Source organism: Aeromonas jandaei (genome assembly GCF_037890695.1).
Taxonomy (GTDB): Bacteria; Pseudomonadota; Gammaproteobacteria; order Enterobacterales; family Aeromonadaceae; genus Aeromonas; species Aeromonas jandaei.
The window spans coordinates 4,084,592-4,097,380 of sequence record NZ_CP149571.1 but is presented as its reverse complement, the minus strand read 5'-3'; the positions used below and the strand labels follow the sequence as shown (position 1 = coordinate 4,097,380).

Here is a 12,789-nt window from a genome sequence, read left to right as displayed (position 1 = left end):
GCAGTATGAGCCCTGAAACCTTTGTCGACGTATTTCGCGAGGCGCTCTGGCTGGTCACAATCATGGTGACGGCCGTGATCCTGCCCAGCCTTGCTATCGGGTTGGTGGTGGCTATTTTTCAGGCGGCCACCTCCATCAACGAACAGACCTTGAGCTTTCTGCCTCGTCTGATTGTGACCCTGTTTGCTCTTGGTGCTGGTGCTCATTGGGGCTTGCAGAGTCTGATGGACTTTTTTGTGCTGATGGTGAGTCAAATCCCCGAGGTGGTGGGATGACCTATACAACCGCTCTTATCATGGAGTGGTTGTCTTCCATCCTCTGGCCACTTGCTCGGGTGAGCAGCCTGTTGATGGTGATGGCGGTATTTGGCAGCCGTCTCGCCCCTGCCAGGATACGAATTGGCTTGGCCCTTGCCATTACCTTTCTTGTTTCGCCTCTTTTACCCAAGATGCCACCCATCGAGCTCTTCTCCGTCGGCAGTTTTCTGGTGTTGGCCCAGCAGCTGTTGATTGGCATTGCGCTGGGACTGATGACCCAGTTTCTGATGGAGTGTTTCGTGATGGCGGGTCAGGTTATCGCCATGCAGACCAGCCTGGGTTTCGCCACTCTGGTCGATCCCATGAATGGCCAGTCAGCCCCTGTCGTCGGCCAGTTTTATCTGATGCTGGCGACACTGGTATTTCTGGCGCTCGATGGCCATCTGGTGATGCTGCGGCTGGTCATCCTCAGTTTTGAAACGCTGCCTGTCTCCGATAGTGGGCTCTCTCTGCCCGCCATCCGCACTCTCGCAGGTTTCCTTGGCGTGATGTACCAGGCCGCTCTGGTGATGGCGCTTTCTGCCATTGTTGCGCTGCTGCTTATCAATTTCGCTTTTGGTGTGATGACCAGGGCTGCTCCCCAGCTCAATATTTTCAGCATCGGTTTTGCCGTCAGCATGATGTCAGGTCTGCTGATCCTCTGGCTCACTATTGGCGGCTTTCTTGGCCATTTCGATACCATGTGGGAACGGGTACAGGAGGTTAGCTGCGAGCTGATCGATACCCAGTGTCTGGGGGGCGCCCATGGCTGATACCGATCAGGAACGTACCGAACAACCCACGGGCAAACGGCTGCAACAGGCCCGTGATAAAGGGCAGATTGCACGTTCAAAGGAGCTGGGTACCGCCAGTGTCCTGTTGGCAGGTGTGTTCGGATTGCTGATGCTCAAGGGATCGCTCGCCAATGCCATGGTGAAGGTGTTGACGACTGGCTTTACTCTGGACAGAGAGCAGGCTTTCGACCCCAACGCCATGCTTGCTATGGTGCCTGCATTGCTGGGGGAATTGCTCCTTCCGCTAGGTCAGCTCTTTGCGTTGGTTGCGATAGTCGCATTTATTGGCAACATCCTGATGGGAGGAATGAACTTTTCGACCGAGGCGATGACACCCAAGTTCAGCAAGTTGAGCCCGCTCAACGGCCTGAAGCGGATGTTCGGCGTGCAGTCCCTGATCGAATTGATCAAGTCGATCGCCAAAGTGGTCTTTATCACGCTGTTTGCCTGGTGGATGCTCTCAAGTCAGTTCAACCATCTGCTCAATCTCTCCATGGAGGGGTACCCCGGTGGCATCATAGATGCGCTCGAGCTCTTTCTCTGGATGCTGATAATTCTCTGTTGTTCCCTCCTGCCGATCGTGGCCATCGATGTGCCATTTCAGAAATGGAACCACATGCGTCAGCTCAAAATGACCAAACAGGAAGTGAAGGACGAATTCAAGGACAGTGAGGGCAAACCCGAGGTGAAAGGGCGGATCCGTCGTCTGCAGATGGAGATGGCTGCACGTCGGATGATGGGGGAGGTGCCGAAGGCGGATGTGGTGATCACCAACCCGACCCACTACTCGGTTGCCCTCAAATATGAGGCGGGCAAACCGGGCGCCGCACCCAAGGTCATCGCCAAGGGGACTGACGAGGTGGCGATGAAGATCAGGGAGATCGCCCGTGAGTACAATATTCCCATCATGCCCTCTCCCGAGTTAACTCGTGCCATCTACCACTCCACCGAACTTGGGCATGAGATCCCTGAGGGATTGTTTGCTGCTGTGGCTCAGGTTCTGGCCTATGTATTCCAGCTCAAGAAGTTCCGTCGTGGACACGGCCGTCGCCCGCAACCGCTGGCAAAAGATCTCCCGATCCCGCCTGAATATCGCAAATGACAAAGATCTGACGCAGTAAAAATAAAATGATTTAAAATCAATGAATTGAATTCTTGGCTTGATGTTTGCTTTAATCTGGAACCAGCGAGTAAAGATCGAGAAAAGCGATGGAATTCAAGGCAACATTGGGCCGCTTAAAAGAGTACAGATGGCTGCTGAGCAAAGGGGTCGGTACCCCGTTGCTGGTGCTGGCCTCTATGGGAATGGTGGTTTTGCCCATCCCGCCTCTGATGCTGGATATCCTCTTCTCCTTCAATATCGCGCTCTCCATCGTGGTCCTGCTGGTTGCCGTCTATACTCGCCGTCCTCTGGAATTTGCCGCTTTTCCTACCGTACTGCTTATTGCGACTCTGCTTCGTCTGGCACTTAACGTGGCCTCTACCCGGGTGGTCTTGCTGGAAGGCCACAACGGCAGTGCGGCTGCAGGGCACGTGATCGAAGCTTTTGGTAACGTGGTGATCGGCGGTAACTACGCGGTCGGCATCATCGTCTTCATGATCTTGATGATCATCAACTTTGTGGTGGTCACCAAGGGTGCTGGCCGTATCTCCGAGGTGAGTGCCCGCTTCACCCTGGACGCAATGCCGGGCAAACAGATGGCCATCGATGCCGACTTGAACGCCGGTCTTATCAATCAGGAAGAGGCTAAAAAGCGTCGTCAGGAGGTAACTCAGGAGGCTGATTTCTACGGATCCATGGACGGTGCGTCCAAATTCGTGAAAGGGGATGCGGTTGCGGGCATCATGATCCTCGGTATCAACATTCTGGGGGGCTTCATCATCGGTATGGCCCAACACCAGCTGACCTTGAGCGAATCTGCCCAGATTTACACCCTGCTGGCTATCGGTGACGGTCTGGTTGCCCAGATCCCCTCCCTGCTGCTCTCTATTGCTGCGGCTATCATAGTCACCCGGCAAAATACCGATCAGGATATGGGTACTGCGGTACTGGGACAGCTGTTCGACAATCCCAAGGCACTGATCATCTCATCCGGCATTTTGCTGATGATGGGGTTGGTACCCGGGATGCCGCACTTTGCTTTTCTGAGTCTCGGAGGCGTTGCTGCAGCTGGGGCATGGTGGCTGCTGCGCCGTGAGAAGCTGGCGGCTGCGCGTGCAGCCAAGGGCGAGTTGATGCCGGCAAATGCTGAGCAGCCTACCCATGAGCAAAAAGAGCTGAGCTGGGACGATGTGATGCCGGTCGATGTTATTGGTCTGGAAGTTGGCTATCAGCTCATTCCGCTGGTGGATCGCAATCAGGGGGGCGAGTTGCTCAACCGGATTAAAGGGGTTCGCAAGAAACTGTCCCAAGAGCTGGGTTTCCTGGTTCCGGCGGTACATATTCGTGACAATCTTGATTTGGCGCCCAATCAATATCGGATCACCTTGATGGGAGTCAGTACCGGCGAAGCCAATGTTTACCATGATAAGGAGATGGCCATTAACCCGGGTCAGGTCTTTGGTCAGGTGCAAGGGATTGCCGCGCGGGATCCCGCCTTTGGACTGGAAGCTGTCTGGGTTGCCAAGGATCAGGTCTCCCAGGCACAGACTCTGGGCTATACGGTGGTGGATACGGCGACAGTGGTTGCTACCCACCTTAGTCAGATCCTCACCAACCATGCCTCACTGCTGCTCGGTCACGATGAAGTGCAACAGCTGCTCGATATGATCGGCAAGCACCAGAGCAAACTGGTTGAAGGGCTGGTGCCTGAAGTCATCAGCATGGGTAACCTTGTGAAGGTATTGCAGAATTTGCTCAATGAAGGCGTGCCAATTCGCGATATGCGCACTATCCTGCAGACCCTGGTCGAGTACGCACCCCGTAGCCCAGATCCGGAAGTGCTGACAGCCGCCTGCCGGATTGCCCTGCGCCGTCTGATCGTGCAGGAGATTGCCGGCCCGGATCCCGAGCTGCCGGTTATTACCTTGGCACCAGAACTGGAACGTATATTGCATCAATCCTTGCAGGCGGGTGGCGGTGATGGTGCCGGTATTGAGCCGGGCCTAGCGGAGCGGATGCAGCGCTCACTGGTGGAGGCCACACAGCGGCAAGAGTTGGAAGGTCAACCAGCCGTGCTGCTGACATCGGGGATCTTGCGCAATACCCTGGCCAAATTTGTGAAGAATGCCATTCCTGGATTGCGCGTTCTGTCGTATCAGGAAGTGCCTGATGACAAGCAGATTCGTATCGTCAGTGCAGTCGGACAGAACTAGTTAGCGGAGATGACGGGTGAAGATTAAGCGGTTTTTTGCCAAGGACATGCGAACGGCTCTGGCCGAGGTCAAGGAGACTCTCGGGCCGGATGCCGTCATCATGTCCAACAAGAAGGTGACCGGAGGGGTCGAGATAGTCGCCGCCGTTGACTATCAATCCCAGGTTCCGGGACCGAGAGATACGCCGGTTCGCCGTCAGCTGAACGATGAGAGCGTCAATATTTCGTCTGCTGCGCGGCAGATGGGGCGCCCTGAACCAGCACCCAACCAGAACGAACACTATGCCGATACGCTGGCAGCCTTGCTTGCTCGTCAGCAAAAGCTGCAACCAGGCAATGCGGCCGGTATGAGCGGCGCTCAGCCAGCCGCAATAGCAGCCACAACTTCTGCGCCGAAAACCCTTGCCGAACAGGGACAGTGGGGAGCCGCTCCCGAACCAGCCAAACCTCGGGCTCGTGCCGCATCAACTTCTCCTCGTGCCCCTCAATCCAATCAACGTGATCAGGAGATGGAGGGGATGCGCAAGGAGATGGCCAGCATCCGCAAGTTGCTGGAGCACCAGATCTCCGGTCTGATGTGGCAGGAGGTGGAACGCCGGGAGCCGATGCGTGCGCTGCTCATCAAAGAGCTCAAGAAAATGGGGTTTGACGATGCCTTTGCCGATCAGCTTGCCGGCATGATCCCGGAAGATATGTCGATCCACCAAGGAATGGCTCAACTGGCAGAAGTGCTTACTGCCCAGCTCAAGATCAGTGAAGACGAAATTTTGCGGCAGGGTGGGGCAGTAGCCCTGCTCGGTCCGACGGGGGTTGGCAAGACCACCACCATTGCCAAACTGGCAGCACGCTTTGCCATGAAATATGGTGCCGAGCAGGTGGCGCTGATCACCACTGACAATTACCGGATCGGTGCCCATGAGCAGTTGCAGACCTATGGTCGCATCATGGGATGTCCGGTTCGTCAGGTGCGCGATGCCGAGGAGCTGGCCAGCGCGCTTTATCAGTTCCGCCATCGTCGATTGGTATTGATCGATACGGCAGGGGTCGGTCAACGGGATATTCGCTTGACCGAGCAGCTCGATACCTTGGTCAAGAATGCCAAGGTGCGGATCCGCAGTTATCTGGTGATGTCGGCAACCTCCCAACGTCGGGTGATGCAGGAGGCGGTCGACCATTTCCGGCGTATTCCGCTTAGCGGCTGCATACTTACCAAATTGGATGAAAGTCTGAATCTGGGCGAAGTGATCAACGTGTGTATCCAGAATTCATTGCCCATCAGCTATATCACTGACGGACAAAGGGTTCCGGAAGATATTCAGGTTGCCAATGCGGCGCAGCTCGTTGGAGCCGCCATGGGGTCGCTGGAGCGAGAAACAGAAGAGCCCTATTTCTGGGGTGCAGGCTTTGGCGAGGCCGAAGATTCGGAGTTTTATGAGTAACATGTATATGGATCAGGCGAGTGGTCTGCGCAAAATGCGTCAAAACAATCGAGTTAAAGTAATCGCCGTTTCCGGAGGCAAGGGGGGCGTCGGCAAGACCAACGTCACTCTGAACGTGGCTGGAGCCATGGCTGCGCAGGGCAAACGGGTAATGGTACTGGATGCTGACCTCGGTCTGGCAAACGTGGACGTCATGCTGGGGCTGCGGGTACACCGCAACCTATCCCACGTACTGGCCGGTGAATGCACGATCGACGACATCATTGTCGAGGGGCCGTACGGCATGATGATTGTGCCGGCGACCTCCGGTACCCAGTCGATGGTCGAGCTCTCGCCAGTACAGCATGCCGAGCTTATCCGAGCTTTTAGCGAAATGAAGACTCAGGTCGATATTTTGCTGGTGGATACCGCAGCCGGTATCTCCGACATGGTGCTGAGCTTCACCCGCGCAGCGCAAGACATCATGGTCGTGGTGTGCGATGAGCCGACTTCCATTACCGATGCTTACGCTCTCATCAAGATCCTCTCCAAGGAGCACGGGGTGTTCCGCTTCAAGGTGGTGGCCAATATGGTACGCAGCCTGCGTGAGGGCCAGGAGCTCTTTGCCAAGCTGACTCGGGTAACGGATCGTTTCCTGGATACCTCTCTTGAGCTGGTAGCCTGCGTGCCTTACGACACCAATTTGCGGGCATCAGTGCGCAAACAGAAGCTGATTGTCGAAGCATTCCCTAAATCTCCTGCTGCGCTGGCGTTCCGTGCGCTGGCCAACAAGGCGGCAAGCTGGCCAGTTCCCAATCAGCCGGGTGGTCATCTGGAGTTTTTCCTGGAGAATTTGCTGCAAAAGCCGGCCACAACACAGGAAGGTTCCCGTGAATAAAGCCCAAGCGTACTTGCGTCATCAGGATTCCTATGTGCTGGTGGAGCGACATGCTCCGCTGGTCAAGCGAATAGCCCAGCATCTGCTGGCTCGTCTGCCCAGCAGTGTCTTGCTGGATGACCTGATCCAGGCAGGTATGATTGGGCTGCTGGAAGCCTCTCGCAACTTTGACGGCAGCAAGGGGGCCAGTTTCGAGACTTACGCAGGGATCCGCATTCGTGGTGCCATGCTCGATGAAATTAGGCGTGGTGACTGGGTGCCTCGTTCCGTACATCGCAACAGCCGAGCGATCTCCGAAGCCATCGAAAATGTTGAACAAGCCAATGGTCGAGATGCGCGTGATACGGAAGTCGCGGCTCAAATGGGAGTCTCGATTACTGACTATCATGTCATGCTGCAGGATGTTTCCTGCGGAAAAATTATCGGGATTGAGGATCTGGGGGTCAGTGAGGATGTGATTGGTCATCCTGATGACGCTCCCTCCGGGTCAGGTTTCGATGATTTGGCAGCAGAACGATTTCAGATTGCATTAGCCGAGCAAATTGGTCGCTTACCAGAGAGGGAAGCCCTGGTTCTCTCTCTTTACTACGATGAAGAGCTGAATTTGCGCGAAATCGGCGAGGTTTTGAATGTCAGTGAGTCACGGGTGAGTCAGATCCACAGTCAGGCAATGCACAGATTACGTGCTCGTTTGCGAGATTGGCATCTATAAGTGTTTGTACTGGCTACACTGAGACTAAACTCTAAGGCATAATCCGCACGACACAACCCGTTTTTAGCATCATGTAAGTGAGCCGCCGAGGCGGCTATTTAGGAGGGAATTTTGGACAAGAACATGAAAATCCTCATTGTTGATGACTTTTCAACGATGCGCCGGATTATCAAGAACTTGCTGCGCGACTTGGGATTCAACAACACCCACGAGGCGGATGATGGCAATACAGCATTGCCGATGCTGAAAAATGGTGATTTCCAGTTTGTTGTAACTGACTGGAACATGCCCGGCATGCAAGGTATTGACCTGCTCAAGGCCATTCGGGTTGATGACAAACTCAAACATCTTCCGGTTTTGATGGTTACAGCTGAAGCCAAACGCGAACAGATCATTGAGGCCGCACAGGCTGGCGTTAATGGCTATATCGTCAAGCCTTTCACTGCAGCGACGCTCAAAGAAAAACTGGACAAGATTTTTGAACGAATCGGCTAAGGAGCTGCAGGGATGATGGCCAAAACGAGAGCAATGATTTCGCTCGACCAGGCAAGGATGCTTGTTGCTCATCTTGAGCAAGGTGAATTTGAACTGGCCGATGATCTGCTTGCCGAAGTGTGTGCCCCCAATGCCTCCGATCTGTTTGACAAGGTCGGTCAGCTGACAAGACAACTGCATAATTCACTACAAGAGTTTCGCCTTGATCCGCGGATTCCCGATCTGGCTACTCATGATATCCCCGATGCTCGGGAACGCCTTAGCTACGTTATCGATATGACTGACAAGGCTGCAAACCGCACCATGGATGCGGTAGAAGCCAGCCTGCCGATTGCAGATCGTCTTAATGACAATATCCAGCTGGTTATGCCGAACTGGAATGCCTTGATGTCCCGCGACATGAATGTTGGGCAATTCAAATCGCTCTGTCACCAACTCGATGATTTTATTAAGGCTTCAGAGTCTGATGCCGATAAATTACGGCAACTGCTGACAGAGATCCTGATGGCGCAAGATTTTCAGGATCTGACCGGGCAGATGATCCGCAAGGTCATCAAACTTGTGCAGGAAGTAGAAACAAAATTAATAGAAATGCTGACTATGTTTGGTGAGGCTTCTGCAGAGCATTCAACTCGCAGCCTTCCTGTCAACGGGATTGAAGCTGAAGGCCCCATCATGAACCCCGAGGCCCGTGCCGATGTGGTCAATGGTCAGGATGATGTGGACGATCTGCTGTCTAGCTTGGGATTCTAATGGAGTGACGCATGGCCTTCGAAGTTGATGAAGACATACTGCAAGACTTTCTGGTCGAAGCATCCGAAATATTGGAACAGTTGTCTGAGCAACTGGTCGACTTGGAAAAGCGGCCCGATGACAAGAACTTGCTGAACGCGATTTTTCGCGGCTTTCATACCGTGAAAGGCGGTGCTGGATTCTTGTCGCTGGGCGAACTTGTTGACGTATGCCACGGTGCCGAGAACGTGTTTGATATCTTGCGCAACGGCAAGCGTACAGTGACTGCAGAATTGATGGATGTAATCTTGCAGGCTCTGGACGCCATCAACGTCATGTTTGCCCAAGTGCAAAATCGTGAAGCGCCGAGTCCTGCGTCAGAAGATCTCCTGCACGACCTTCATGAGCTGTGCAAGCCTGAGGGTGAAGAGCAACTGAGGACTGCAACCAGCAGTGCTGCCTCTGATGTTGCTGCCGATCCCGAACCAGTTGCCCCTCAAGTAGACGTTTTCGTTGCTGAGCCTGAAGTTCCAGAAGCTGTTGTTTCAGCAGAGAGCGTTGAGCCAGCAGCTGTTAATGGCGGTGGTTCTATTGACGAGATCTCTGCTGACGAGTTCGAACGTTTACTGGATGAGCTGCATGGTGTTGGCGGAGCCCCAACCAAAGCGGCTTCAACATCTGTGACCACAGATTCCGGTGACATTACGGATGATGAGTTCGAAGCCTTGTTGGATCAGCTGCATGGCCAGGGACAACATATAGGTGCACCAGAAGTTAATCCCCTTAAGTCGGTGCAGAAGGAAGTAGATGAGCTGATCGATGATGATGAGTTCGAACGCTTGCTTGACGAACTTCATGGGCGTGGGCAAGGGCCGCAGAGTACAATGGCACCTGCCGCACCTGCCGCACCTGCTGCGGTGCCAGCTCAGTCCAAACCTGCTGTGCCTACTCCCGCAGCCAAGCCCGTGACCAGTGCCTCAGCAAAACCTGCAGAGTCGCCATCCAAGCCCGCAGCGCCAGCAGCAGCTAAGTCTCCAGCTCCAGCTCCGGCTGAAAACAGTGCCGTACAAAGTGATACTACTGTTCGGGTGGATACCAAGACGCTTGATGTCATCATGAATATGGTGGGGGAGTTGGTATTGGTGCGTAACCGCTTGGTTAGTCTTGGTATTGCCAGCAACGATGAAGAGATGTCAAAGGCTGTTGCCAACCTGGATGTTGTGACTGCGGATCTGCAAGGGGCGGTCATGAAGACCCGGATGCAGCCGATCAAGAAGGTCTTTGGTCGATTCCCGCGCGTTGTTCGTGATTTGGCTCGTACTCTCAAAAAAGAAATCGAATTGGTCATGGTCGGTGAAGAGACCGATCTCGATAAAAACTTGGTTGAAGCATTGGCTGACCCCCTTGTTCACTTGGTTCGTAACTCCTGTGATCATGGGGTTGAGTTGCCCGAGATCCGTGAAAAAGCGGGTAAACCACGTCAGGGAACAATTACCCTGAGTGCTTCTCAGCAAGGTGATCATATCCTGCTCTGTATCGAAGATGATGGTGCAGGTATGGATCCCGAAAAACTCAAGTCTATAGCAATCAGCCGTGGTGTACTGGATGCAGATACTGCTGCTCGCATGAGTGACAATGATGCCTACAACCTGATTTTTGCTCCGGGTTTCTCTACCAAGTCAGAGATTTCGGATATATCAGGCCGTGGTGTCGGTATGGATGTGGTGAAAACCAGCATTGTTGGCCTCAATGGCTCAGTACACATTGATTCCACATGGGGTAAAGGAACGCGTCTTGAAATCAAGGTGCCACTGACGCTGGCTATTTTGCCGACCCTAATGGTAGAGGTGGGGGAGCAAACTTTTGCTCTGCCGCTTGGCTGTGTGAATGAGATTTTCCATCTGGACCTGAAAAAGGCAAATATGGTGGATGGTCAGCTCACCATCATTGTTCGTGAGAAGGCAATTCCGCTCTTTTATCTGCATAAATGGCTGGTGCGTGGTCCCAACAAACGCTCCCGTCAAGATACAGGTCATGTAGTCATTGTGCAGATTGGGACACAGCAAATTGGTTTTGTTGTTGATAGCTTGATTGGCCAGGAAGAGGTGGTTATCAAGCCACTTGACAGCTTGCTGCAAGGAACGCCAGGTATGGCGGGGGCCACAATTACCAGTGATGGTGGAATAGCCCTGATTTTGGATGTGCCGAGTCTGCTCAAAGCATATGCGCGTAGACATTAATAGCTCAGGCCCAAGGAGTTAGAAAAATAACAATGGCAGTCAAGGTATTAGTTGTCGACGATTCGAGTTTCTTCCGCCGTCGGGTAAGTGAAATCATTAGTCAGGATCCCATGCTGACAGTGATTGATACCGCTCAAAACGGACGTGAGGCCGTGGACAAGGCCATGTCGCTGCGCCCTGATGTAATCACCATGGACATCGAAATGCCCGTGCTCGATGGCATCAGCGCTGTGCGCGAGATCATGGCCAAATGTCCAACACCTATTTTAATGTTCTCCTCTCTGACCCATGAAGGGGCAAAGGCGACTCTGGATGCACTGGATGCCGGGGCCCTAGATTTCTTACCTAAAAAGTTTGAAGACATCGCCAGAGACAAAGATGAAGCGGTCAGATTGCTGCAGCAGCGGGTGAAGGAGATTTCCCGCAAGCGCTTTTTGATGAGCTCTGCTCGTCCCAAAGCTCCTGAGCCGATGGCCAGATCGCCACTGAGTTCTTCAGCTGCATCGCGAACTGCTGAGCGTGTGCCAGAAACGCCGCGCATGACACCAGCTCCGGCATTCAAGCGTAGCGGTAAAACTTATCAACTGGTTGCTATTGGTACCTCCACTGGGGGACCGGTTGCATTGCAAAATGTGTTGACCAAGCTGCCAGGAGATTTTCCTCACCCGATTTTGCTGATTCAGCATATGCCTGCGACCTTTACTGCGGCATTTGCAGCTCGACTCAATGGCTTGTGCCAGATCGGTGTCAAGGAAGCTGAGGATGGTGACGTGCTCAAACCTGGCCATGCCTATCTGGCACCGGGTGGCAAACAGATGTTGCTTGAAGGGCGCGGAGTTGGTGCTCGTATCCGGATAATCGATGGCAATGACAAAGTTAACTACAAACCCTGTGTTGACATTACCTTTGCTTCTGCAGCTAAAACCTATGCTGACAAGGTGCTTGCGATTGTCTTGACTGGCATGGGGGCTGATGGCCGCGATGGAGCCAAGTTACTGAAAGAGCAAGGCTCTACTATCTGGGCTCAGGATGAAGCATCCTGTGTGGTATATGGGATGCCTCAAGCGGTTGCCAAGGCCGGTATTGCCAGTGAATCACTTCCTTTGGACAAAGTGGCACAGCGTATCTTGGTTGAGTTGGGGCGCTGATCATGGGCTTGTTTGGCCTGCTCCTGGCTTTGGGGGCCATTGCCATTGCTCAATTGTGGCATGGTGGCTCCCTGCTAACTCTGGTTGATGGCCCTGCTTTTCTGATCGTATTGGGCGGCACCTTCGGTGCCGTTACTCTGCAAACTCCCGTCAGATATATCTTGCTTGCGCTCAGGCAAGCACTCTGGATTTTTGTTCCCCCACGTCAGGAGCTGATGCTTCAGGCTGAGCGTTTACAATCCTGGGCTGTGTTTGCCCGGCAGCAAGGGCTGCTGGCTTTGGAAGATCAGGCGGAGCAAGAAGAAGATGAATTTACCCGCCAAGGGTTGAACATGATTGTTGATGGTGTGTCGACAGAAGATATCCGCATGTTGCTGGAGGCCGACATCGACATCGAGCAAGAGCGTAATGAGCATGCAGCCAGGGTATTTGAATCCATGGGGGGTTATAGCCCCACCATCGGGATCATTGGCGCCGTGATGGGGCTTATCCAGGCGATGTTCCATCTCGAAGACCCTGCGGCACTGGGCGCGGGAATTGCGGTAGCCTTTGTTGCAACCATTTATGGAGTGGGGTTTGCCAACCTGATTTATCTGCCTGTTGCCAATAGATTAAGGGCTTTCCATTACCATTCTGCGCTTTTCCAGGAGATGACGCTGGAGGGGCTCATTGCGATTGCCCATGGCGAAAATGGTTTGCAGGTAGAACGGCGGCTCAAGGCATATCTGAAGGGAGAGTAGCC

At 53.6% G+C, this 12,789-nt stretch carries 12 protein-coding genes; all 12 read left to right on the top strand.

The features are described from left to right. Nucleotides 1–5: 5 nt before the first annotated feature. On the top strand, nt 6–275 hold the full coding sequence (gene fliQ / locus WE862_RS19240; protein ID WP_033114455.1) for a flagellar biosynthesis protein FliQ: 270 nt from the start codon (nt 6–8) through the stop codon (nt 273–275). After that, nucleotides 272–1,069, top strand: coding sequence for a flagellar biosynthetic protein FliR (gene fliR, locus WE862_RS19235; RefSeq protein WP_033114454.1), 798 nt, complete (start codon nt 272–274; stop codon nt 1,067–1,069). The genes fliQ and fliR overlap by 4 nt, the downstream gene beginning before the upstream one ends. Continuing rightward, complete coding sequence (flhB, locus tag WE862_RS19230; RefSeq protein ID WP_033114453.1) at nt 1,062–2,192, top strand: flagellar biosynthesis protein FlhB; 1,131 nt, start codon at nt 1,062–1,064, stop codon at nt 2,190–2,192. The genes fliR and flhB overlap by 8 nt, the downstream gene beginning before the upstream one ends. 107 nt (nt 2,193–2,299) lie before the next feature. Then, on the top strand, nt 2,300–4,405 hold the full coding sequence (gene flhA / locus WE862_RS19225; RefSeq protein ID WP_042031563.1) for a flagellar biosynthesis protein FlhA: 2,106 nt from the start codon (nt 2,300–2,302) through the stop codon (nt 4,403–4,405). Between the two features lie 16 nt (nt 4,406–4,421). Further along, complete coding sequence (flhF, locus tag WE862_RS19220; RefSeq protein WP_042031562.1) at nt 4,422–5,843, top strand: flagellar biosynthesis protein FlhF; 1,422 nt, start codon at nt 4,422–4,424, stop codon at nt 5,841–5,843. 34 nt (nt 5,844–5,877) lie between these two features. Continuing rightward, the gene (locus tag WE862_RS19215; protein WP_370689164.1) at nt 5,878–6,720 is read left to right on the top strand and encodes a MinD/ParA family protein; all 843 of its coding nucleotides are present in this window, start codon (nt 5,878–5,880) and stop codon (nt 6,718–6,720) included. Then, nucleotides 6,713–7,432 carry an RNA polymerase sigma factor FliA gene (locus tag WE862_RS19210; protein ID WP_042031561.1) on the top strand — a complete coding sequence of 240 codons (720 nt, stop codon included), beginning with the start codon at nt 6,713–6,715 and terminating at the stop codon, nt 7,430–7,432. The genes WE862_RS19215 and WE862_RS19210 overlap by 8 nt, the downstream gene beginning before the upstream one ends. Nucleotides 7,433–7,543: 111 nt before the next feature. Beyond that, nucleotides 7,544–7,927 (top strand): chemotaxis response regulator CheY, encoded by a 384-nt coding sequence (gene cheY, locus WE862_RS19205; RefSeq protein ID WP_010634617.1) that lies wholly within the window; start codon nt 7,544–7,546, stop codon nt 7,925–7,927. A gap of 12 nt (nt 7,928–7,939) precedes the next feature. Then, complete coding sequence (locus tag WE862_RS19200) at nt 7,940–8,680, top strand: protein phosphatase CheZ (protein WP_033114448.1); 741 nt, start codon at nt 7,940–7,942, stop codon at nt 8,678–8,680. Nucleotides 8,681–8,691: 11 nt separating this feature from the next. Beyond that, nucleotides 8,692–10,899: a chemotaxis protein CheA gene (locus tag WE862_RS19195; RefSeq protein ID WP_042031560.1), complete on the top strand. Its 2,208-nt coding sequence runs from the start codon at nt 8,692–8,694 to the stop codon at nt 10,897–10,899. 32 nt (nt 10,900–10,931) lie between these two features. Next, a complete protein-coding gene (locus WE862_RS19190; protein ID WP_042031558.1) occupies nt 10,932–12,047 on the top strand; it encodes a protein-glutamate methylesterase/protein-glutamine glutaminase in 1,116 nt (371 codons plus the stop codon). Between the two features lie 2 nt (nt 12,048–12,049). Beyond that, the gene (locus WE862_RS19185) at nt 12,050–12,787 is read left to right on the top strand and encodes a flagellar motor protein (RefSeq protein ID WP_041208907.1); all 738 of its coding nucleotides are present in this window, start codon (nt 12,050–12,052) and stop codon (nt 12,785–12,787) included. The last annotated feature ends 2 nt before the right edge of the window (nt 12,788–12,789 follow it).